This is a genomic window from Neptunomonas japonica JAMM 1380 (assembly GCF_016592555.1).
Lineage (GTDB): Bacteria > Pseudomonadota > Gammaproteobacteria > Pseudomonadales > Balneatricaceae > Neptunomonas > Neptunomonas japonica_A.
On the sequence record NZ_AP014546.1, the window covers coordinates 2,963,243 to 2,985,764 of the forward strand.

Annotated in this window: 25 protein-coding genes; 11 read left to right on the forward strand and 14 right to left on the reverse strand. The window is 43.6% G+C overall.

The annotated features are described in order from the left end of the window. Positions 1 to 25 precede the first annotated feature (25 nt). Complete coding sequence (locus NEJAP_RS13850) at positions 26 to 388, forward strand: hypothetical protein (protein ID WP_201347789.1); 363 nt, start codon at positions 26 to 28, stop codon at positions 386 to 388. On the opposite strand, the gene NEJAP_RS13855 is transcribed toward NEJAP_RS13850, so the two are convergent. The 3 genes from NEJAP_RS13855 to NEJAP_RS13865 all read right to left on the reverse strand — a co-directional run bounded on the left by NEJAP_RS13855 (position 385) and on the right by NEJAP_RS13865 (position 4,278). Then, the gene (locus NEJAP_RS13855) at positions 385 to 1,968 is read right to left on the reverse strand and encodes a tetratricopeptide repeat protein (protein WP_201347790.1); all 1,584 of its coding nucleotides are present in this window, start codon (positions 1,966 to 1,968) and stop codon (positions 385 to 387) included. The genes NEJAP_RS13850 and NEJAP_RS13855 overlap by 4 nt on opposite strands. Before the next feature lie 113 nt (positions 1,969 to 2,081). Next, positions 2,082 to 3,308: an argininosuccinate synthase gene (locus NEJAP_RS13860; protein WP_201347791.1), complete on the reverse strand. Its 1,227-nt coding sequence runs from the start codon at positions 3,306 to 3,308 to the stop codon at positions 2,082 to 2,084. A gap of 109 nt (positions 3,309 to 3,417) precedes the next feature. Further along, positions 3,418 to 4,278 carry a flagellar protein MotY gene (locus NEJAP_RS13865; RefSeq protein WP_201347792.1) on the reverse strand — a complete coding sequence of 287 codons (861 nt, stop codon included), beginning with the start codon at positions 4,276 to 4,278 and terminating at the stop codon, positions 3,418 to 3,420. 186 nt (positions 4,279 to 4,464) lie between these two features. Here NEJAP_RS13865 and rnt point away from each other — a divergent pair, with 186 nt between their 5' ends. Continuing rightward, the gene (rnt, locus tag NEJAP_RS13870) at positions 4,465 to 5,094 is read left to right on the forward strand and encodes a ribonuclease T (protein ID WP_028471436.1); all 630 of its coding nucleotides are present in this window, start codon (positions 4,465 to 4,467) and stop codon (positions 5,092 to 5,094) included. Between the two features lie 73 nt (positions 5,095 to 5,167). Here rnt and NEJAP_RS13875 read toward each other — a convergent pair whose 3' ends face one another. Further along, positions 5,168 to 5,770, reverse strand: coding sequence for a peroxiredoxin (locus NEJAP_RS13875; protein WP_201347793.1), 603 nt, complete (start codon positions 5,768 to 5,770; stop codon positions 5,168 to 5,170). Positions 5,771 to 5,841: 71 nt separating this feature from the next. Next, positions 5,842 to 6,180: a Grx4 family monothiol glutaredoxin gene (gene grxD, locus NEJAP_RS13880; RefSeq protein ID WP_028471438.1), complete on the reverse strand. Its 339-nt coding sequence runs from the start codon at positions 6,178 to 6,180 to the stop codon at positions 5,842 to 5,844. A 276-nt stretch (positions 6,181 to 6,456) separates the two neighbouring features. On the opposite strand from grxD, the gene NEJAP_RS13885 reads away from it, so the two are divergent. The 3 genes from NEJAP_RS13885 to NEJAP_RS13895 all read left to right on the forward strand — a co-directional run bounded on the left by NEJAP_RS13885 (position 6,457) and on the right by NEJAP_RS13895 (position 9,631). After that, positions 6,457 to 7,659 (forward strand): aspartate aminotransferase family protein, encoded by a 1,203-nt coding sequence (locus NEJAP_RS13885; RefSeq protein ID WP_201347794.1) that lies wholly within the window; start codon positions 6,457 to 6,459, stop codon positions 7,657 to 7,659. 50 nt (positions 7,660 to 7,709) lie between these two features. After that, positions 7,710 to 8,615: an ornithine carbamoyltransferase gene (gene argF / locus NEJAP_RS13890; RefSeq protein ID WP_201347795.1), complete on the forward strand. Its 906-nt coding sequence runs from the start codon at positions 7,710 to 7,712 to the stop codon at positions 8,613 to 8,615. A gap of 101 nt (positions 8,616 to 8,716) precedes the next feature. Further along, positions 8,717 to 9,631 (forward strand): LysR family transcriptional regulator, encoded by a 915-nt coding sequence (locus NEJAP_RS13895; protein ID WP_201347796.1) that lies wholly within the window; start codon positions 8,717 to 8,719, stop codon positions 9,629 to 9,631. A 91-nt stretch (positions 9,632 to 9,722) separates the two neighbouring features. On the opposite strand, the gene NEJAP_RS13900 is transcribed toward NEJAP_RS13895, so the two are convergent. Next, complete coding sequence (locus NEJAP_RS13900) at positions 9,723 to 10,109, reverse strand: carboxymuconolactone decarboxylase family protein (protein WP_201347797.1); 387 nt, start codon at positions 10,107 to 10,109, stop codon at positions 9,723 to 9,725. Between the two features lie 213 nt (positions 10,110 to 10,322). On the opposite strand from NEJAP_RS13900, the gene NEJAP_RS13905 reads away from it, so the two are divergent. Together NEJAP_RS13905 and NEJAP_RS13910 are read left to right on the forward strand one after the other, a co-directional pair. Then, positions 10,323 to 11,681, forward strand: coding sequence for a class II 3-deoxy-7-phosphoheptulonate synthase (locus tag NEJAP_RS13905; protein WP_201347798.1), 1,359 nt, complete (start codon positions 10,323 to 10,325; stop codon positions 11,679 to 11,681). Next, positions 11,678 to 12,004, forward strand: coding sequence for a YqcC family protein (locus NEJAP_RS13910; RefSeq protein WP_201347799.1), 327 nt, complete (start codon positions 11,678 to 11,680; stop codon positions 12,002 to 12,004). The genes NEJAP_RS13905 and NEJAP_RS13910 overlap by 4 nt, the downstream gene beginning before the upstream one ends. 84 nt (positions 12,005 to 12,088) lie before the next feature. Here NEJAP_RS13910 and NEJAP_RS13915 read toward each other — a convergent pair whose 3' ends face one another. The 4 genes from NEJAP_RS13915 to NEJAP_RS13930 are packed head-to-tail and all read right to left on the reverse strand — an operon-like array spanning position 12,089 to position 14,373. Next, entirely contained in the window at positions 12,089 to 12,490 is a 402-nt protein-coding gene (locus NEJAP_RS13915) for a CBS domain-containing protein (RefSeq protein WP_201347800.1), read from the reverse strand. Then, on the reverse strand, positions 12,487 to 12,837 hold the full coding sequence (locus NEJAP_RS13920) for a P-II family nitrogen regulator (RefSeq protein ID WP_028471445.1): 351 nt from the start codon (positions 12,835 to 12,837) through the stop codon (positions 12,487 to 12,489). Before NEJAP_RS13920 ends, NEJAP_RS13915 begins: the two co-directional genes overlap by 4 nt. 4 nt (positions 12,838 to 12,841) lie before the next feature. After that, positions 12,842 to 13,651 carry a DUF1538 domain-containing protein gene (locus NEJAP_RS13925; protein ID WP_201347801.1) on the reverse strand — a complete coding sequence of 270 codons (810 nt, stop codon included), beginning with the start codon at positions 13,649 to 13,651 and terminating at the stop codon, positions 12,842 to 12,844. Further along, positions 13,651 to 14,373, reverse strand: a complete 723-nt coding sequence (locus NEJAP_RS13930; protein WP_236590940.1) for a DUF1538 domain-containing protein — start codon at positions 14,371 to 14,373, stop codon at positions 13,651 to 13,653. Before NEJAP_RS13930 ends, NEJAP_RS13925 begins: the two co-directional genes overlap by 1 nt. A 456-nt stretch (positions 14,374 to 14,829) precedes the next feature. Between NEJAP_RS13930 and NEJAP_RS13935 the strand changes: the two genes are divergently transcribed. Continuing rightward, entirely contained in the window at positions 14,830 to 15,909 is a 1,080-nt protein-coding gene (locus NEJAP_RS13935) for a DUF3549 family protein (RefSeq protein WP_201347802.1), read from the forward strand. A 1-nt stretch (position 15,910) separates the two neighbouring features. Here the strand turns inward: NEJAP_RS13935 and NEJAP_RS13940 are convergent, their stop codons facing one another. The 4 genes from NEJAP_RS13940 to purU all read right to left on the reverse strand — a co-directional run bounded on the left by NEJAP_RS13940 (position 15,911) and on the right by purU (position 19,038). Beyond that, positions 15,911 to 16,732 (reverse strand): replication protein P, encoded by an 822-nt coding sequence (locus NEJAP_RS13940; RefSeq protein ID WP_236590941.1) that lies wholly within the window; start codon positions 16,730 to 16,732, stop codon positions 15,911 to 15,913. Next, positions 16,650 to 17,621, reverse strand: a complete 972-nt coding sequence (locus NEJAP_RS13945; RefSeq protein ID WP_201347803.1) for a DnaT-like ssDNA-binding domain-containing protein — start codon at positions 17,619 to 17,621, stop codon at positions 16,650 to 16,652. The genes NEJAP_RS13940 and NEJAP_RS13945 overlap by 83 nt, the downstream gene beginning before the upstream one ends. A 61-nt stretch (positions 17,622 to 17,682) precedes the next feature. Further along, complete coding sequence (locus NEJAP_RS13950) at positions 17,683 to 18,090, reverse strand: CBS domain-containing protein (protein WP_201347804.1); 408 nt, start codon at positions 18,088 to 18,090, stop codon at positions 17,683 to 17,685. Positions 18,091 to 18,183: 93 nt separating this feature from the next. Next, on the reverse strand, positions 18,184 to 19,038 hold the full coding sequence (gene purU / locus NEJAP_RS13955) for a formyltetrahydrofolate deformylase (RefSeq protein WP_201347805.1): 855 nt from the start codon (positions 19,036 to 19,038) through the stop codon (positions 18,184 to 18,186). A gap of 180 nt (positions 19,039 to 19,218) precedes the next feature. Here purU and NEJAP_RS13960 point away from each other — a divergent pair, with 180 nt between their 5' ends. The 3 genes from NEJAP_RS13960 (at position 19,219) to nfsA (ending at position 22,480) form a co-directional block, all read left to right on the forward strand. Further along, positions 19,219 to 20,751 carry a thymidine phosphorylase family protein gene (locus NEJAP_RS13960; protein WP_201347806.1) on the forward strand — a complete coding sequence of 511 codons (1,533 nt, stop codon included), beginning with the start codon at positions 19,219 to 19,221 and terminating at the stop codon, positions 20,749 to 20,751. Further along, positions 20,742 to 21,641: a ribose-phosphate pyrophosphokinase gene (locus NEJAP_RS13965; RefSeq protein WP_201347807.1), complete on the forward strand. Its 900-nt coding sequence runs from the start codon at positions 20,742 to 20,744 to the stop codon at positions 21,639 to 21,641. The genes NEJAP_RS13960 and NEJAP_RS13965 overlap by 10 nt, the downstream gene beginning before the upstream one ends. 101 nt (positions 21,642 to 21,742) lie before the next feature. Beyond that, positions 21,743 to 22,480: an oxygen-insensitive NADPH nitroreductase gene (gene nfsA, locus NEJAP_RS13970; RefSeq protein WP_201347808.1), complete on the forward strand. Its 738-nt coding sequence runs from the start codon at positions 21,743 to 21,745 to the stop codon at positions 22,478 to 22,480. The last annotated feature ends 42 nt before the right edge of the window (positions 22,481 to 22,522 follow it).

Below are 22,522 nucleotides of genomic sequence, written 5' to 3' on the forward strand. Positions count from 1 at the left end.
TAAGTAACTGAAAGAAGAATGGTTTATGTTATACGCCCTACGTAACACTGAAGGCCGCATTACAGGCTTATCAGAGACTCTACAAGACGGTGCAGAAGCTGTTGATCTGAAAAATCCAGACGTTCTAGCTTTCCTATCGCTCAACAATGACGAAATGACACCCGACGCTTACCTAGATAGCTCAGACACGGGAATAGCCCGTATCGTGGAGGATTTAGTAGAGCTTATGGTGTCTCGTAATCTTATTATTTTCACTGATTTACCTGATGCAGCTCAACGGAAATTACTAACAAGAAAACTAGCAAGGAAGTTAATCAATCAAGGTGATGAAACAGAAGAAAGTAGTGAAAGCACATCAATTTTATCTGATGACGAATCGTGGCTCTAATCCGCTCCTTCCATTTTAATCTGAATACCAGAGTAGCGCTGCAATAATGCTTTAAAGCGCTTATGTTGTTTTATTGATAAAGCGCCAAAATTCAACTGATTCAATCGTAACAAACAATCAACCCAATGCTTTAAAGAGAGCTCCTTGTGAGCTTGCAACTTCAACTCAATTTCCATTTGAGCTAGATTCAAAACAATAGCCACGCTTTGTGCACCCGCTGACTCAGCTTGTCTAAAGAGCACTGCAGCACTCACTACATCACCTTTTTTATACTTTTGTAAGCCACTCTTCATAAACGTAACCCATGAAGGCACCGGCTCGGCTTGTAGCAGTTGCGATCGAATCAGCTTAACTTTATCTGCTACAGGATTGCCTTCGGTGGCATCAATAACCCAGTCCATCCATCGCCATTGTTCAGAAACACTCATCCGGCTAAAAAGCTCTACCGCTTGCTGTAACTCAGCCTCTACTAGCTCATTATTGCCAAGCACTTTTCTCAGCTCTGAAATAATTACGTGAGCCCGAAACTGCACCGAGATATCGTCTGAAAAATCTCTCATAACATCTTCCATTGTCCGGATCGCTTCAAGCTCAAGCTCTTCTTGTTTTTCTTTCTTCACTTGGTATGAAGCAATAAGGCAACGTACCAATGAGAAGTAGTGATCAGGATCTTGAAACACCGAGTAACGTGAATATTTCAGTACCGCACGAAATGCGTCAATAGCCAAACCCCATTCTTGCGCGCAGACAGCCAAATTACCCATTTCCGACTGCAACTGCGGAACAGCAGGCTGTAGCATCACAGCTTTACGCATAAGAATAATAGACTGCGACAAGTCACCACAAACATGCATGCTTCTCGCCAACCATGAAAACGCTTCAACAGAAATATGTTGCTGATCAACAACCTGCTGCAAAATCTTAATCGCATCCTGATGACGCCCCAAGAAATAAAAGGACATTCCCTGCCCGACTTGCGCCCAGACCTGCTTTCTAGAAGCGACTAACTGGCCGAACAATACTTCAGCTTCCTGGTAGCGTTTAGACTCAAGCAAACAAACCCCCTGAAGACGCTCCAAGTAAATTTTAAGTCCGGGATAAACATCAATCAAACGCGCACAATACTCTAGTGCATCACTCCACTTACCGTTATCCATCGCTTCTTCCACACGATAGACTGCGTTTTTAACTCGCTGCAGCTTTTCTAGGAGGTTTTGAATTTTTGCACGATCATACGGACGAGTAATATAAGCATCAGGCGCACTTTCTAATGAACCAACAAGCAAAGAGGACGAAGCAGAATCAATAATAAGCAAAAAGCGTGTTTGAAAGAGGCGTAGTTTTTCAGCGAATGCCTCCTGCACAACTTGCAGGCCATTTTTCTCCGCTTTGCCCATATCATAAGCAACAAGCACAATATCAAATTCCATCTCACGCAGATAACTTACAGCCATATTTACCGATGATGCCGCTTCAACTTGCTCAAAACCTAAACCCGATACGATATCTCTAAGCCTGGATAATTCATCCAACTTATAATCGACAATCAGGACTGATTTTCCGAAACGGCTATTTGACATGCACTCGCATCTTAAAAAACATAAACCAATATAAATCAGCCTATTAGAAAAACACTCGTTATACAAAAAAACCCGCTAATAAGCGGGTTTTTTTCGTATTTTACATTTGAAAATTAATCTTCAAGTAAATTACGACCTTTACCTGCAGCAATACGCATGCGTAAAGCATTTAACTTAATGAAACCTTCTGCATCTTTCTGATCATACGAACCAGCATCATCTTCAAATGTTGCAATGCTTTCATCAAACAAGCTGTCATCCGAGCGACGCCCAACAACAACGACGTTACCTTTATAAAGCTTCAGACGAACATCACCGTTTACATTACGCTGACTGTAATCGATCATCTGCTGAAGCATCTTACGCTCTTCAGACCACCAGAAACCGTTATAGATAAGCTTAGCGTAACGAGGCATTAACTCGTCTTTCAGATGTGCAGCTTCGCGGTCTAGGGTAATAGACTCAATAGCACGATGAGCTTTCAACATAATTGTGCCGCCCGGTGTTTCGTAGCAACCACGTGCTTTCATACCCACAAAGCGATTTTCTACGATATCCAAACGACCAATGCCGTTTGCACCACCGATTGTGTTCAGGTTCTCTAGTATAGTTGCTGGAGAAAGCTCTACACCATCAATCGCTGTAATATCACCATTAGTGTAGGTCAATTCAATATATGTCGGCTCATCCGGCGCAGTTTCAGGAGAAACAGACCAACGCCACATGTCATCTTCAGCTTCAGCCCACGGCTCTTCAAGAACGCCACCTTCATAGGAGATATGAAGCAAGTTAGCATCCATTGAATACGGCGATTTTTTCTTGCTCGTTGAAAAATCAACAGGGATATCATGTTCTTCACAATACGCCATCAGCGTTTCACGTGAAGTCAGATCCCACTCACGCCAAGGAGCAATAACAGTAACTCCAGGCTTCAGCGCATAAGCACCCAGTTCGAAACGAACCTGGTCATTACCTTTACCAGTAGCACCGTGAGAAATAGCATCAGCGCCGGTCTCATTAGCAATTTCAATCAAGCGCTTAGAAATAAGAGGCCTAGCGATTGATGTACCTAACAGGTACTCACCTTCGTAAACAGTATTGGCACGGAACATTGGGAAAACGAAATCACGTACAAACTCTTCACGCAGGTCATCAATATAGATCTCTTTAACACCTAACGCCTCAGCTTTTGCACGAGCAGGCTCTACTTCTTCGCCTTGCCCCAAGTCTGCCGTAAATGTAACCACTTCACAGTTGTAAGTTTCCTGTAACCAGCGGACGATAACCGATGTATCCAATCCACCAGAATAAGCCAGTACTACTTTTTTAATATCGGACATCAACAAAGAGCTCCACTGAATAACAGCTGTGCAAAACCACAACTATGAGAATATGTATTTTAAAGCGCGATATTATAGCAGCTCTTAAACAGAAGAAACACTTCCATCATTAGCGCTCAAGACGAATTGTTACACGACGATTACGGGCACGATTCTTGGCAGAGGAATTTGCAACAACAGGATAACGCTCACCATGGTAACGCGTGGTAAGTATTTTTTCATCCACCCCTTTAGAGACCAAATAACGCGTTACTTCTTCTGCACGCTGCTTTGACAAGTCACGGTTTAAAAGTCTGCGCCCAGCATTATCCGAATGACCATCTACATAAACAGACGAGACACGCTCATCTGCGTTAATGTATTCAACGATCAGATCCATACGCGCCTTTGTTGAATCAGACAGACGCCATTGCGCTGGCGGAAAAAGCACAGCCGTTCTTGCTACTTGTCGGTAGTTAACCGGTAATAACTGATCAACACATTCGACATAGTTATTATAAGATTTTTGAAAGTTTGCGGCAGACAAACCAACACGCAACACCTCATTCGAACCCATCCAACCTGGCATGGTAAAAGTGGGCGACATGCCCCGGTACAGAGCAACCAGCATCTCACCAGCATAGTCAGAGTTAACATTAACCTGACGATCACCGGCTCTGACTTTAACAACGCCAATCATCTCAGGCGCGACACCAGGCTGCCATGCCGACGCCTCAGCAACCAATTTAACCTTCCCTGATAGGGCTCCCTTTTGTGTAGGCAGCAGCTGAAAAACCGCTTTCTCTCCCGCCTCATGAAAAAAACGAGCAATACCGTAAGAGGGAACCGCTTGCTCCAATCGGCAAGAAAATTGAGATGCCTCTACATCCCAGCTTGACTGATCGATAGCAACCATAAAAGTCACTGCATGCACTACCTGTAGCGGCAGCATAAAGAGCATTAAAAAGAACAGCTTAATTATTAGCGTCATAATCCAGGCAACAATTTAAGAGAAAACTTCCAACAGCACTAGAACAACTATAAGCTCTAATGCTAATTCAAGACACTTCTGTTTGGCTAACATCAATTCTGGCTGCTAGAATGTCCCGAATGAAAGAACATTTCAAGCAGTCATTATTAAGGATACCTTTTGAGTAATAATACAATCTCTCAGTTAATGTCTGAGCGCTTTCGCGGTTATCTACCTGTAGTCATTGATGTAGAAACAGCAGGTTTTAATGCTCGCACAGATGCGCTACTGGAAATTGCGGCAGTAACCCTAACTATGGATGAACAGGGATACTTGATCATTGATCAAAGCTTTGTCGCTGAGGTTGAGCCTTTTGAAGGCGCCAATCTAGAGCAAGCAGCTTTAGACTTTACAGGTATTGACCCTTACGACCCTAACCGCGAATCAATTCCAGAGATCCAAGCGATGGAACAGATTTTCAAGCCTATAAGGCGTGCGGTCAAAGCACACGGATGCAAGCGAGCAATTTTAGTCGGCCACAACGCCTCTTTTGATCATGGATTTGTTAGTGCTGCGGCCTCCCGAGTAGATATGAAGCGCAACCCTTTCCATCCCTTCTCCACATTTGATACTGCGGCGCTATCAGGGCTTGCTTACGGCCAAACTGTTTTAGCTAAAGCATGCGATGTTGCTGGCATTCCTTTTGATGGAAAACTAGCGCATTCCGCATTATATGATACAGAAAAAACAGCTGAATTATTCTGCGGGATTGTAAACCGCTGGAAAGACCTTGGCGGCTGGGACATGGTATTAGCTTTACAAGACCACGACGACTAACCAAAACACAAAGTCTAGACATAAAAAAACCCGCCGCTTTAACAGCGCGGGTTTTTTATTGCCTCTAACTTAATTACAGCTTGTCAGACTCTGCTGTTAGATATGCAGCAACACCATCTGGAGAAGCATTCATACCTTTATCGCCTTTGTTCCAACCTGCAGGGCAAACTTCACCGTGCTCTTCATGGAACTGCAACGCATCAACTAAACGGATCAACTCATCCATGTTACGTCCTAATGGCAGATCGTTAACGATCTGCGAACGAACATTACCTTCTTTATCGATCAAGAATACGCCACGAAATGCAACACCTGCATCATGCTCAACATCGTAAGCTTTGCAGATTTCATGCTTAACATCAGCTACCAACGTGTACTTAACAGGACCAATCCCGCCATCGTTGATAGGTGTGTTACGCCATGCGTTATGCGTGAACTGAGAGTCGATTGAAACACCGATAACCTCAACGCCACGCTCTGTGAACGCGTCCATACGATGATCAAGTGCGATCAACTCTGAAGGACAAACGAAAGTAAAATCCAGTGGGTAAAAGAATAGCAGACCACATTTTCCATTGATCGCTTCTTTAAGATTGAAACCATCTACAATCTCACCATTACCCAGTACTGCTGCAGCAGTAAAGTCAGGAGCCTGTTTTCCTACAAGTACGCCCATTGTTATCTCCGATATCGTCCGGTTTAATATTCAAAAATAAGGATAGCAAAAATTACTACCCTTAAAAATTCTTATTCGCTTGCAGCACTATCATCAGCTTCAGCAGCAGCTTTCACTAGAGTATCTAGCTCACCTGACTCAGCTAGCTCACAAATGATATCGCATCCGCCTACTAATTCACCGTTAATCCACAGCTGAGGAAAAGTAGGCCAATTAGCATATTTTGGTAACTCAGAACGAATCTCCTGGTTTTCCAAAATATTTACAAATGCAAATTTCTCGCCGCATGCCATCAGCGCTTCTGATGATTTGGATGAGAACCCGCACTGAGGGAAACGAGGCGTCCCCTTCATGTATAACAGGATTGCATTGCTCTCGATCTGTTCTTTAATGGTATCAATTACGCTCATCTGGCTACCTTCTGAAGACGCTGGTGTTATTAAGACTAATCACTATAAAATTTGTAAAATCTTACCACATACCCAACCAAATTACTCGGATAAGATGGTACAAAACGACGCCTAATATGCGACTTTTTTTCTACTCTTAGACCTTTTATGGTGCTTACCTCAATGGATTTCAAGCTGATCATCCTGCATAGTTGCGAAAAAAGACTACTATCAATAGAATGTTGTTCTTTAAACGGCAGCCATGGCTGCCTTTTTTCGTTGTAGGGAGTAAATAATATGGCACAACAGCCTTTAATGAATACTTACAAACGACTCTCCGTAAGTTTTGAGCGCGGGGAAGGCTGCTGGCTTTTCGATACTGATGGCAATAAATATCTAGATGCTCTGTCTGGTATAGCTGTTTGTGGATTAGGGCATGCACACCCAGCTGTCACTCACGCGATTTGTGAGCAGGCCGGTCAGTTAGTTCACACCTCTAACCTGTATAATATTCCACTTCAGGAAGAGCTTGCTTCACGATTAACCAATATTTCAGGCATGGATAAAGTTTTCTTTTGCAACTCAGGTGCTGAAGCAAACGAAGCAGCTATCAAAATAGCTCGTAAATTTGGCCACGAAAAAGGCATCGACAAACCATCTATTATCGTAATGGAAAGCTCTTTCCACGGCCGTACCGTTGCAACATTAAGCGCAACAGGCAACCGAGCTGCACAAGCCGGTTTCGAGCCGCTGCTTAACGGCTTTGTTCGTGCACCTTACGATGATGCAGAAGCAATTCGCTCCATCGCTGCCAACAACAAAGATGTTGTTGCCATACTCGTTGAACCTATTCTTGGTGAAGGCGGCGTACAGATTCCTGCTGACGACTATCTTGCAGAATTAAGAGCTATTTGTGACGACAACGACTGGCTATTAATGCTCGACGAGGTACAAACAGGTAATGGACGTACAGGGCGCTATTTCGCCTATCAACACACTTACATTATTCCTGATGTTGTCACAACAGCGAAAGGCTTAGGAAATGGCTTCCCAATTGGCGCCTGCCTTGCAAAAGGTCGCGCGGCAACAACCTTCCAACCAGGTTCTCACGGCTCAACATTTGGCGGCTCACCTCTGGCGTGCGCGGTAGGCTTAGCGGTCACCGATACCATCATGAATGAGAACTTATGCGAGCGTGCAGCAACACTCGGCAAGCGCATACTGGACGGCTTTCAAGAACAATTAGGTGGCACGAATTACATTAAAGAAATTCGCGGCAAAGGCCTAATGATTGCTATCGAATTGAATGAAGCAGGTTCTGAACTCGCTATTTTAGCCAAAGTAAAAGGCATCTTACTGAATATCACAGGCGGTGGGCATGTGGTTCGCTTACTACCGCCACTGGTAATGACAGATACAGAAGCTGATTTAATGGTTAACACCCTGTCTAAGCTAATCAAAATTTACGCTGCTGATGAGCGCTCTAAACCAAGAAACTAAAGGTTAGCGCTATTACAACATGGAAAGCCGCTTCGGCGGCATTACGGTATATGAATACAAGACATTTTTTAACACTTCAGGACCTTTCTTCTGAAGAGCTAAAGCAGATAATGCATCGTGCTATAGAACTAAAAGCCATGCGCAATAGAGGTGAAGTTTACGCACCTCTTAATAACAAAGTCATGGCTATGATTTTTGAGAAATCTTCGACACGTACCCGCGTTTCTTTCGAAGCCGGCATGTCTCAATTAGGTGGGCACGCGATGTTTCTATCTTCACGAGACACTCAGCTGGGCCGTGGAGAGCCGATAGAGGATTCAGCTCGTGTGATTTCAAGCATGGTCGATATAGTGATGATCCGTACATTTGGTCATGACACCATTGAAACCTTTGCCAAGCATTCAAAAGTGCCTGTTATCAACGCACTGACTGATGATTACCACCCCTGCCAGCTACTCGCTGACATGCAGTGCTTCCTTGAGCATCGCGGTGATATCAAAGGCAAAACGGTGACGTGGATTGGCGATGGTAACAACATGTGCCACTCCTACATTAACGCCGCGGCATTATTGGACTTTACTCTAAATATTGCCTGCCCTGAAGGGTTTGACCCTGACATGGCCTTGGTTGCGAAACACCAAGACAGAGTCAACATTTTCAGGGACCCTAAAGAAGCCGTGAAAGGCTCACATCTTTTAGTCACTGATGTTTGGGCATCTATGGGACAAGAAGATGAGCAAGAAGCTCGCATGAAAAGCTTCGAGGGCTACCAAGTCAACTCCGCATTGATGGATACCGCACACGAAGACGCCATCTTCATGCACTGCCTGCCCGCTCATAGGGGCGAAGAAGTCAGTCACGAGATGATGGATGATCCAAGATCTGTTGTATTTGATGAAGCTGAGAACCGTCTACATGCTCAAAAAGCGCTCATAGAGTTCTTATTAGTTAAGTAAAAATGGACGGCCAACCTTCACGAAGATTGGCCGCGCCCCCCCTTTTCCGTCTACACTGTAAATATCTGGCGCTTCGTACAGCTCTATTTCAGGACTGATGCATGATTGAATTAAGACATCTCAAAACACTTTCCGCTTTAAGGGATGCTGGCAGCTTAGTAGAAGCCGCCGAACGTGTTCACCTCACACAATCGGCTTTATCTCACCAAATCAAAGATCTTGAAGACCGGCTAAATTGCTCGCTGTTCATTCGTAAAACAAAACCCATTTGTTTTACTTCTGCCGGTCAGCGGCTACTCACACTGGCTGACGAAGTATTGCCAATGATACGCAATTCAGAACGCGATATAGCCAGACTTGCTGGCGGTGAAACAGGGCGACTTAATATAAGTATTGACTGCCATAGTTGTTTTGATTGGTTAATGCCGACTATAGATCGTTTCCGCCAAAACTGGCCAGAAGTAGAAATGGATCTTTCAAGCGGGTTCACATTTCAACCATTACCGGCACTAGCACGTGGCGACCTCGATCTAGTTATTACCTCTGACCCTGAAAAGCGCAGTGGGATCACCTATATCCCTCTTTTCAGCTACGAGTCAGTATTAGCACTTAGCAAACGTCACAAACTGAATGCCCGCAAATACATACAAGCACAAGACTTAGCTCAAGAAACTGTCATCACCTATCCCGTTGACCAAAATCGGCTAGATCTGTTTACTCGCTTTCTTGATCCCGCCTCCATTGAGCCTTACGCTATTCGCACAGCCGAGCTTACTCTTATGATTTTACAACTAGTGGCTAGCGGTCGTGGTGTTGCTGCCTTACCTAACTGGGCACTGCATGAGTACTTACAACGCGAGTACGTTACGGCAAGACCACTAGGCGAGAAAGGCGTGTGGTGTACGCTTTATGCAGCCATTCGAGAGGATCAGAAAAATGCCGAGTTTATGGTGGATTTCTTAAGTACGGCAAAAGAGGTATCTTTTAGCACATTAACGGGCATCAAATCAGCCTGAACCCGCTTTTCTACCCCCCCCCCATCTTGACACCCCAATAACTCTGCATTTTTTTCTGTAGAGTTATTGGAAACCAATCAACTCAACAATCTTATTTACTCTTTGCAAGATGCTCTTCTATGACATCTTTTGCCGCTCGAAAAGCCTCTTGAGCTGCAGGTGCACCACAATAGACGATAGAGTGCAATAACACCTCTTGGATCTCTTCGGGTGTACAGCCGTTATTTAATGCGCCTCGCACATGCCCTTTTAATTCTGCCGGTGCCTTTAACGCTGCCAACATCCCGATAGTGACGAGAGAACGCGTACCGCGCGACAATCCATCACGCTGCCATGTGGAACCCCAAGCATGCTCATTGATCCAATCTTGGACGGGTTGTGTTAATTCTGTGGTATTGTCGATAGCACGCTGAACAAACTCCTCACCCATCACTTCTGTACGTACTTTTAGTCCGTTCTCGTAGTCTTCTCTCGACATATTGCTACCCTCGTTACACTATTGTTAATTTGCAAAGTACTTTATAAGTCATCCTATAGCAGCCCTTAAAATACACTTTATGCTCCTACAAACACTGACTATTCACACTATCCACTGACCACAAACACATTTCATGACTTCAACACTTGTTTATTAGTGATGATTCCTTACACTGTGATGCTCTTATAAACACTGATATATAGACGGATCACCATGACTATCTGGACCCCAAACAGCTGGAGAAACAAACCTATTGTACAACAACCTGCTTACGCTGACGCCGATAAGGTACGTCAGGTTGAACAGCAGTTGTCTGACTTTCCTCCTTTGGTGTTTGCGGGTGAAATCCGCTCATTACACAAAAAGCTTGAACAGGTATCGCAAGGTAAAGCCTTTTTACTTCAAGGTGGTGATTGCGCCGAAACATTTACAGAGTTCAATGCCAATAAAATTCGTGATACGTTTAAAGTACTATTGCAAATGGCTGTCGTAATGACTTTCGCAGGCAGCGTACCTGTCATTAAAGTCGGTCGTATGGCTGGGCAATTTGCCAAACCTCGCTCTTCAGATACCGAGACAAAAGATGGCGTCACACTGCCAACTTACCGCGGCGATATCATCAACGACAATGCATTTACATCTGAAGCACGCGTCCCAGATCCTGAGCGCTTATTAAAAGCGTATAACCAGTCTGCAGCTACGCTAAACCTGCTACGCGCTTTTGCACAAGGCGGCTTTGCAGACCTACACCAGGTGCATCGTTGGAACTTAGGCTTTGTAGAACAAAGCCCTCTGGGGGAAAAATACCAACACATGGCTGATCAAATAGATCAGACACTTGCCTTTATGGAAGCATGCGGTATTCATGCAGAAAATACTTCGCAGATTAACGAAACAGCCGTCTACACATCTCATGAAGCTCTCTTACTTGGCTATGAACAAGCACTCACGCGCCAAGATAGCATTAGCCAAGACTGGTATGACTGCTCAGCCCATATGCTATGGATTGGAGACAGAACACGCCAAGCAGATCATGCTCACGTTGAGTTCCTGCGTGGCGTCCAGAACCCAATCGGCATAAAAGTAGGCCCAACAACTGCTCCGGATGACCTTATACACTTATTAGATATATTGAATCCGAATAATCTACCTGGGCGCATAACATTAATTGCCCGTATGGGTGCTAAGCAGATCACTGAAAAGCTAGCGCCGCTGGTGCGCACAGTTAAAAGTGAGGGCAGACATGTGGTATGGAGCTCTGATCCAATGCACGGCAACACTATAACTGCCACCAGCGGTTATAAGACTCGCAGCGTAGATGCCATTTTGGCTGAAATTCAAGGGTTCTTTGCGGTTCATCGTGCAGAAGGCACACACGCAGGCGGCGTTCACTTAGAGATGACGGGCAATAATGTTACTGAGTGCATCGGTGGAGCATTCCAGATTACAGAGGAAGGCCTAGCTCATCAGTATGATACTTTTTGTGACCCTCGACTCAATGGCGAACAAGCATTGGAACTCGCTTTCATGATTACCGACACAATGAAAGCAGCAAGAAACCAAGCATCATGAGCCCGCACAACAAACTCTTAGAGATACTTAACGCTATCTCAAAAGAGATGACATTAAAGGGACTTTGGCAGTCGACGGCACCGTCTAATGAAGCGCTCAGCAGCACTCAACCCTTTTGTGTTGATACGCTAACTTTTTGTGAGTGGATGCAATGGATCATGCTTCCTAAATTAGAAAAAATGGCGAAATCAGGAGCTGCGCTACCAAGTAAAAGTGATATGTTTTCGATGGCCGAAGAGGCGTTCAAACGTGTCGAGGTCGATACAAAAATGTTACTTAGCTTAGTATTAAAACTGGATCATTGCTTGCGTGTAACTCATTAACACGAAGACGATTACAGCGGACAGCCAACTAACGCTTGCCCGCTGTAATTTTTAAGCTTACATCAACAATACATTTTGCATGAATTACCAGCGCAAACCTTCCAAAACAATTTCGTTGTAACTAATCACACCCATCACAGCACCATCTTGAATAACTGGGGCCGTAGACAAGCCAAAGCTCTCAAATAGCCTCGCGCAATATTTTACATCCATCTGTGGATCTACCGCCACAACAGGCTTTGCCATCACTTCGTATACGTTAACACGCTCAGGGGCACGGTCTTGTGCCACAACCTTCTTAGCAATATCGGATATCAATAAAATTCCATATTCATCATCATCATGACGCTTATTAATAATGAGGACCGAAGCATCTCGAGCCTTAAAAATATCTAATGCCTCGCGAATAGTTGTCAAACCATCAACCATTCCGTAATCTTGCGTCATAACATCACGTACGCGCACAATGGCCTGCTCACGACTCATAGCTCTTCCTCCACCGCGTCGGTTAATGCTTCTATTTGATGCGCCACGCCCACTGCATCTTCAACATCTAGCTGAATCGCAATACCTCGCCCTGGCGCTTCATCAAAACCTGCCACATCAGAAATAGTTTCGAGAATCTTACGACTCAAGTGCTCCTCAACAATAAACAACAACACATCACGCTGAGTTTCTAGCGACAAGCCAAAAAAAGTTTTGGTCTTAACAACCCCCTCTCCTCTGGCATTATTAATGATTGTTGCTCCCGTCGCGCCGGCTTCACGTGCAGCCTTCATCACAGTATCGGTTTTACTATCTTCTACAAACACCAACAACAGTTTGAAATGCATTTACTTACTCCTTGCTGCCAGCCAAACTAGCAGACTCATTTTTCTTCGCACGTTTTTCTATCCATTCAATTATTTGCGCGTAACCCATTACGGTAATAATAGGAAACAAACTAGCAAAAGCAATTAAACCAAAACCATCAATTAAAGCACTACGTCCCGGTACAGTTTCGGCCAAACCAAGACCCAATGCAGCGACCAAAGGTACAGTGACCGTAGAGGTTGTTACGCCACCAGAATCATAAGCTAGCGGAATAATTAACTTAGGAGCAAACAGAGTTTGCAACACTACGACAATGTAACCGCAGATAATAAACCAATGAATGGGATAACCCGTGACAATCCGCCAAGAACCCAATGAGATTCCTATAGCCACACCCAGTGCCACAGCTAAGCGCAAACCCCAAACGCCAATTGCGCCACCTGACACTTCATTAGCTTTAATCGCAACTGCAATTAAGGAAGGCTCAGCTATCGTTGTACTCGCGCCAATAGCAAAGGCAAAAATGTACACCCAGTAATAATCGCTCCAATGCAGAACATCTCCCACTGATGACCCCCATTGGCGTAGAAAATCTGGGTTTGTAAGCTGCTCAGCCATAAGGCGACCGATAGGAAACAACGCTTTTTCGAGCCCTAATAAGAACAAAGCCAAGCCAACCAATACGTAGGCAAAACCAATAATGACTTTTTTAAGGTTAGGAATACGGCGGCGAATAACTAAAAACTGAAAGCCAAACAGTATCACTGCAATTGGGATAACATCCCTAACAGTCGACTGAAGTACAATCCAAAACTCATTTAATAAGCTCAACATCAAATCACCATGCCGTAAGCCATGACAAAGATCATCGGCGTTAATGAAGCAAATGCGATCAAACCAAAGCCATCAATCATTGGATTACGCCCTTCAATAGCAGACGCTAATCCAACCCCCAAGGCGGTTACCAAAGGCACAGTAATAGTCGAGGTCGTTACACCTCCAGAGTCATAGGCAATACCAATAATTTCTTTGGGCGCTAAACCAGTCATAATAACAACTAACAGGTAACCTCCAATAATCATCCATTGGATAGACCAGCCTTTCAGTATTCTGAGAACCCCTAAAACAATCGCCAGCCCCACAGAAAAGGCAACTGTTAAGCGCAAACCTGATGCATAACTTTCTTGGGAAGCATCATCAGTTGCTATCATTCCACCGTTTGCAGCAACTGTAGCCGCCTCAGCGGCCACGGCTATTAACGCAGGTTCTGCGATGGTAGTACCAAACCCCAACGAAAAAGCAAAAGCCAGTAGCCAAAAAACGCTGCCTTTACGAGCAAAAGCATGAGCCATTGTTTCACCAATCGGAAACAACCCCATTTCTAAGCCAAAAATAAAGAATGTCAGCCCTAACACTACACATAACAGACCAATCACTAATCCTAAAAAATCAGGTATAGGTTGTTGCAGCACAAATAGCTGAAAAAAGGCAATAACAAGAATAATAGGCAGTAAGTCTCTTAAACTACCTAACATTGAGCGAAAAAGTGCAACCATTCCTACTTTCAATTTCCTTAACTCGTCCTTAATACTAATACATTGTTTAGTTTAGCTTTTTTTTATCAGTCCGTATCAGTTCAATAGAAAAAACCACACAAATCATTCTGTAGCTCTATTCCTTGCACGATTCACATTATAGCAATGAAAGCGCAGCTATGATGTTTCTGACTAGGGCCATTAGTAACGGGGCACATCTTTTCAGGATGATTTTTAATCACCTTGCTCACCGAGATCATAACGATTACTTGTTTAAAGGCTTTCAACATCTTCATTAAGCTTATACACCATAAATGAAGCTAATATAACAACCTGAGAAAAACACCAAACATCAGATAGATCAGCATTAATCACACAAATCAACAATAACCCTTAAAAGGTAAACCATTAGGCGGCTGACCAACCTTCTTGTTACTGATAAAATAGCGTTTTTTTATTATCTATGACGAGGCTAGCATGTCCCAATTCAATAGCATCAGTGATCTCCTGCGTAATAGCGGAGCACAATTTCGCATTTTTGATATGGGTCGTCGTATTTCAAAAATCAGCAGCGGACAATTTGAAAAGCTAGAACAAGGAATGATTCCTTACCCAACACCTTACCTACACCATGCCTGGCTAGCACTGATGCTTTGGAACACCAAGGATAAGCAACAAAACGTTGTTTGGTTTCTAAAATTCCCATTAGATGAGCAAGGCTTTTTAGTACAAGCCGTTCGCGATGACTTTTTAAATCGTTTAATGCAAAACATCAGTCAGATGCTACAAAAAGAAAACCTAGACCAAACCAATGACGCATTAAAAGACAACCCATTTTCTTTTACGCCAGAGCAAGAGAAAATGGCAATGTTCCATGCGCAATCAGCTGTCATCATTAACCAACCTCCTAGCCAATTTTACAAGGATACAAAAGCTTATTTCAGTGGCGATCTAGGTTGGGATAATTGGTCTTCCATTGGTTATCAAGGTGTTGCGGATTTAACAGCTCGTATAGAAGACGGTAACAACAACTCCTATATACTCAATGCCATACCTGAACTACCTGTAGAACCTCTCAGTGCCCTTTGCACCTGCCTTGAGCACATTGAGATAGACCATCGAGTTGCACAGGCATTATCAAAACGCATAGAGCAACTATTGCAACAAGAGCAAGACGGTAACGTTAATTTGTTAGCCTCGTTATTGCGCGGCCTATCTAACAGCCACAGCGAAGAGCTTAAAAAAGCGGCCATTCAAAAAACGCTCTCTTCACCCTATGCCCATAAAGCAGAAGTACTTGTTGCCATCGCTACGCGGTGCAACTTATCACTACAATATCCAGAGCTACTAAGTTTATATCTTGAAAAGCTAGCCATTTCTGAAGCAGGCCAAACTGGATTTTCACGCATACTGGCAGACCTAATGTTTATTCCAGTGATGCGAGTACTGATTCTACAAGCTTTCAGAAATCCAGAGCGCAGCGACAGCTTGGCAAAAGCTATTGGGGAAATGTTTGGGACTTCATTTGAGAGCGATACTAATAGCTCGCCTAAATAGGTTAGCCTTTAATATCGCCACTCTCAGGCAAGGTCATATCTAAGCCTTCATCTTTAATTTTTTGCTCGGCTTTCTTTTTATAGAAAACCCGGGCACGAGAGCCCTCAGGTTTAGTCAAATAGTACAGCAATGAAGATGCCTTCTCTTCACTGACAGATTGAGACTGGCTCCATTCTTTAATGAAAGCATATAAAGTCGCATCGCGGTTATCCGTAATTCCTTGGGCATGAGGCTGATCAAGTACCTCCCCCTCTCTAAACCGACGTGCAACCATTTCATAATGATAAGCAAACACAGGATAAACGACTCGCTCCTCTTCTGAGCGTAAACGAAACCACTCAGTCTCCCGTCCAGCATGATACACAACCGGATGGCTCCAAGCATGCTGTGTTGGCTGACTCGCATAACGACACGCCTCCATATAGGCCTGCCTAACACTCGGCACTCCATCTCCGGCACCAATGGTTTCGAGAATTTTAAGAAACTCTGAGATGGTAGGCATCCACGCCAGTGTTTCTTTACAGCGATCAACGGCAGCTACCAACTGAGGCTCAGTGAAAGCAGCAATACTCAGTGCCCACTCTCTTTTCGCTATTCTGATTTCATCTTGGGTTTCAAAACAGCTCTTAAATTTATGTCCGTAAATCGCCATAAATCGAGCAAATATCATATTCACTAACGCTTTAGTTTCAACACCGATAGGGTCTGCTGCTTTTGTCTGCTTCGCTGACGATTGCAACTCACCAGTCGGTGTCTTTGATGTCCATGATGGCTGCTGTAACCCGTTTGCGTTTTTCCCTAGTATCTGTGCGGGTGTTTTCATCATTTTTACCTGAACCTGAAGTATATCGTTGCTGTTCGTTACGTTGCTGTGCGTTACGCTGCTCTCTGGCGTCTCGCGTCTGCTTTTGAACCCATTCGCGTTTTATCCATGCCAAAAACTTCTGATCCCAATTACTCTCTTTACGCTCTTTATCGATGTAATAAAGAATAAACTCATCTAAACACGTTTCAACAAACTCACGCGGGATTTGATGTCGGGGAAGAATAGAAAAGAACATTTCAGAAGGAGTCCAGCCCAACTGCATCATATGCAATTGCTGGTTTCTTTCTTCATGGCGATCAAATAATTGCTCTAGTTCATCTTTCTGCTTTTTCCACCCGATACTACCACCAAAAGCTGGCGCTGGCCCACGATCTCGCATGGTATTGCGTGAAGGCAAAGGACGTCTTGGGTATGGAGGAGGCGTTTCCAATACAGGCAATGTCGATGTCGAGGGGCTTTTTTCCTGATTATTGGACGAGCTATTTTGTGAATACTCTTTCGCTTCAGGTGCTGTCACACTAGGCATAGACATATTTGCTTGAATAGTCTGCTCGGGAACATCAATAATAGGAGGAGCCGCACGCCTTCCATGAGCTGGAGCTTGCGTAACGCGAACTGAGCCAGTTTTATTCTTAATCACTTGAATGGGAGTTTGTGCTGATAAAACAGCCAGCAATTCATCTGTTTTTTCTACCGACCAAAATTCAGTAACGCGCCGCCATTGCTGAGTAGAAAGAACAACCGAAGTGTTACCCGTCTGATCTGTGATACCTGCAACGCTGAGCTGCTCATGACAAACATAAAACAATAAAGCAGCTTCTACACCAAGCTGTCGCGCTAGCGATGGGTAAATAAACAACGGTTTTTCAGGGATCGTAATCGACATTCAAGTACCAAAAAGGGTTGCTGCTGAACTACAACCCTTATCGGTGGTGTTCAGCGTATCATTAACTGTTTTGCGCGAACTCTTCTACGGCTCGCAAAATATCACTGCGACTAATCTGCCCCACCAACTTACCTTCTCGTATAACAGGTAAGCGACGACGCCCTTTGTCGATGAAAATTCGTGCTACTTCGATGATATTTGCATCGTAATTGACTGTTTCTACATTTTTCGCCATACAATCAGCAACACTCCCACCAACCTCTTCTTCGTGATAGGTAAGCGTCAAAATAGCTTTCAAGCAATCAACCTCTGAGATCAGGCCTACAAGCTCACCTTGAGCATTGGTAACCGGTGCACCAGATATCTTATATCTTAACAAACTATTGATCGCTTCAAAAAGATCGGTCTCAGGCTGAAAAGTCACCAACCCTGTTGCCATATAATCCTGAACTTTCACAGATTTTAACATGCTATATCCTCCAACCTGATATCAATCTTCCCTTACCGGCATTACTTTACCTGTTTATATAGTAATGCAGCTAGCAGACAACAAGTATTGATTTCAGTTAAAAACTACAGTTTTATTTCCACGCACTAATATCCGGTCTTCCAGATGCCAGCGCAAACCACGTGACAATACATTCTTTTCTACATCGCGCCCCAGCCTAACCATCTCTTCTGGTTGGTCTTGATGACTTATACGAATAACATCTTGATCAATAATAGGGCCTTCATCGAGGTCCTGAGTAACGTAATGACATGTTGCACCTATTAATTTAACTCCACGATCATGCGCTTGGTGATAAGGCTTCGCCCCAGCAAACGATGGCAAAAAGCTATGGTGAATATTGATGATCTGATGAGTGTATGTATCACATAATTCATGCGGCAAAATCTGCATATAGCGTGCTAATACAATCACGTCAGCGTTATATTCATCGATAAGAGATTTGACCCCATCAAAGTGATTTTGTTTGTTATCTTTATCCACCGGAACATGATGGTATGGAATATCGTGCCACTCAACCATTGTTCTTAAGTCATTATGATTCGAAATCACGCAGGGAATATCACAAAACAATTCTTTGGAATGAAAGCGATATAATAGGTCTGCTAAACAGTGTGATTCTCGACTAGCCATCAATATGACACGCTTAGGAACAGCCGAATCGGTAATACGCCACTCCATCTGAAAAGATTGAGCAATAGGTGAGAACGCCTCTCTTAATTCATCTAATTCAAAAGGCAGAGAGCTCGCAACAATTTCGACCCGCATAAAAAACCAACCAATTGAAGGGTCTGAATGCTGATTTGCATCAGTAATTGAACCGCCATGACTAGAGATGAAATTACTCACCATCGCGACAACACCCACTCTATCGGGACAAGCCAGCACCAATCGATATCGACGTTCCATTGTTTTTACATTCCAATTAAATTAAAAAAATAATAACAATAATAGCAGCTTAACTACCTTGCAGGCATCCACTCTTGGTTGAATCTAAGATCAATACAAGCGAACTATTAGAGTAGCTCTGCTTTTTTTAGTTTTTCTAGCTATGATAAGAATATACATATGTACTGGAGCTTGTATCTAATGCACTTCACCCCCGAGCGTATGACACCCTTAAAAGCCCTACGTCTGGGTATTGATACCCACCATGAGTTAATTATTTATCTTCGCGCAGACTGCCCAGTATGTCGCTCTGAAGGCTTCTCTGCGATGTCACGAGTACTGGTATCATCAGAAGAGCACCATGCAATTGCCACACTTAATATCGTTACCGGTGATCTATTAAAAAAAGGACAAATTGGATTTTCAGAACCCGCTTGGCAACGTTTATATTTACAAAACGATAATCCAATATGGCTATCTCATCCAAAACCCGTTCAGTCGATGTCCTACGTCAGAGCCAAAGTATATGGCCACACACTCGACGAAATAGCTTTTCAAAGTATTATCAACGACATTGTTGATGGCCGATATGCCGATGTTCATGTCGCCGCATTTGTGACGGCATGCGGTGATAAAAATCTTAGCAATGATGAAATAACGTCCTTAACTCATGCCATGATCAAGGCAGGAAGTACTATTGATTGGAACCTCCCTCTAGTCGTAGATAAGCATTGCGTAGGCGGGCTACCAGGAAACAGAACCACCCCTATTATCGTCCCTATTCTAGCTGCATGTGGACTAACAATGCCCAAAACATCATCACGTGCAATTACCTCACCCGCAGGCACAGCAGATACGATGGAAACGCTCACCAATGTCTGTTTATCCCAAGATATGATGCGCAACGTAGTAAATCAACAAGGTGCTTGTTTAGCATGGGGAGGCTCGATGCGACTCAGTCCAGCTGACGACTTACTCATTCAAGTGGAGCGTGCGCTTGATATCGACAGTGAAGGACAATTAATAGCCTCCGTTCTTTCTAAAAAAATTGCTGCCGGAGCTACTCATGTATTAATTGATATTCCCGTTGGAACTACAGCCAAAATACGTACATCAGAAGCAGCGGAGCAACTAGCAGAAAGCTTTAAGAGCGTGGCAAAAAATCTTGGACTATCACTGCAAGTATTACTATCAGATGGCTCCCAACCCGTTGGAAAAGGCATCGGCCCAGCCTTAGAAGCTTATGACATTCTTGCCGTCTTACAAAATAGACCAGATACACCCCAAGATTTAAAAAAACGTGCCTGTACGCTTGCTGGTGCCATGCTGGAGATGATTGGGTACGTTAAACCTGGCAAAGGACTCGCTAAGGCCCTACACGTTTTGGAAAACGGAGAAGCTTGGCGTAAATTTCAAGCAATCTGCCACGCTCAAGGCGGATTTCACACTCCCCCCATTGCGCCATACCGTTATAATATTGTATGCCATACATCAGGGACCGTTTTATCCATAAATAATAGAAAACTGGCCCAAACAGCCAAACTAGCAGGAGCCCCTGCGGATCCTGAAGCGGGCGTTGAGTTGTTTGTTAAAATAGGTCAAAAAGTTAGCATTAACCAAATTCTATTAACCATTCATGCTGCCAATATTGGTGAATTAAACTACGCCGTTGAGTTTCTTGAAGAACACAAAGATATGATCCTGATAGATCATGGAGAAGAGACATGCCATTGATAATTTTCAACTTAGATTCTGACCCGTCTCTTTTTGATGAACTGACTCAAGCGCTGTCAGCCACGAAAGGTGAATTAGAACAACGGAAATTTCCTGATGGCGAGTCTTACCTTCGTGTTCACACTGATTGCAACCATCAAGATGTCATTATTTTTTGCAACCTTTACCAACCAGACCTTAAAATTTTACGCCTCCTCTTTTTAACATCGACCTTAAAAGAGATGGGCGCAAAACAGGTTGGGCTCATCACACCATACCTTCCTTACATGCGACAAGATAAACAGTTTAATCGCGGAGAGTGTGTTAGCTCACGTCCATTTGCCAAACTCTTATCAGCCTCACTAGACTTCTTGGTAACAATGGATCCTCATTTACATCGATATAACTCGCTTGATGATATATACACGTTAAGGTCTCGCGTGGTATCTGCCGCGCCTTTAATAGCACATTGGATTCAACAACATATTCCTGCACCCTTGTTAATTGGTCCAGACATGGAGAGCGAACAATGGGTTTCAGAAGTTGCCCGCTTAGCTGGTGCGCCTTTTCAAATACTAGAAAAAATACGCCATGGAGATACTCTCGTTGAAATATCACCTCCGAAACTAGCGCCTTATACAAATAAAACGCCCGTTCTTATCGACGATATTATTTCAAGTGGCAACACCATGTTAGAAACTATTAACCATCTCACTTTAGCCACTATGAAACGCCCTGTATGCATAGGAGTTCATGGTATTTTTGCAGAAGGAGCGTTCTCACAACTACAACAATTTGCCGACGTGATAACCACTCAATGCATACCTCATTCAAGTAACGATATTAATATAGCTTCCGCATTAGCCGAAGCGACGTTTTTCTTAATCAATAAAAATACCACTCATACGTAGACGTACTTTTAACAACACACTGTTCCTCTTTATACTTATGTTAATACAGAATAAATAAACTTAACTTTTCAGCATATATCTAAAAAATAGAGCACTATTATATGAACCCGACCATCGACCTACTTAACAACCACCGATCTATTCGCGCTTTCAAAGAACAACCTATCAGCCAAGAAGTAATCAACACCTTAGTATCGTTCGGACAGGCAGCCGCAACTTCTAGTTTTATCCAGGCATGCACTGTCATCCAAGTCGAAGACTCATCAAAAAGAGAAAAACTGGCAGAGTACGCTGGCAACCAAAAGTATGTTCAAACTGCTCCTACTTTCTTGGTTTTTTGTGCAGATATGAAACGTCATGAAATGGCTTGCAACCTACATAATGAACAAATGCAAAGTGGCTTTACCGAGCAATTTATCACTGCTACTGTTGACTGTGCTCTATTTGCGCAAAATGTGGCTATTGCAGCTGAGTCTTTGGATCTAGGGGTTGTCTATATCGGCGGCATTCGTAACAAGGTGAATGACGTGAGTGACCTGCTAGATCTTCCAGAGCTTGTTTATCCTGTCTTTGGCATGTGCATTGGTTACCCCGATCAGTCACCCGAAGTTAAACCTCGTCTACCGCTACCTATCGTATTAAAAAAAGATTCTTATTCAAACGTTCAAGATTCTGAACTCTTGGCCGATTACGATAAAGTCATTCGTGATTATTATCTTTCGCGAACGGGCGGCAATAAAGATATGAGTTGGAGCGAACAGATTGCAGGGATGCTGGTAAAAGAAGCTCGACCACATATGCTTGATTTTTTAAAAGCTCGTGGTTACCTACTTAAATAAATTACAGTATTCCTTAGCAGGTAGGATTCCAGACTATACTGC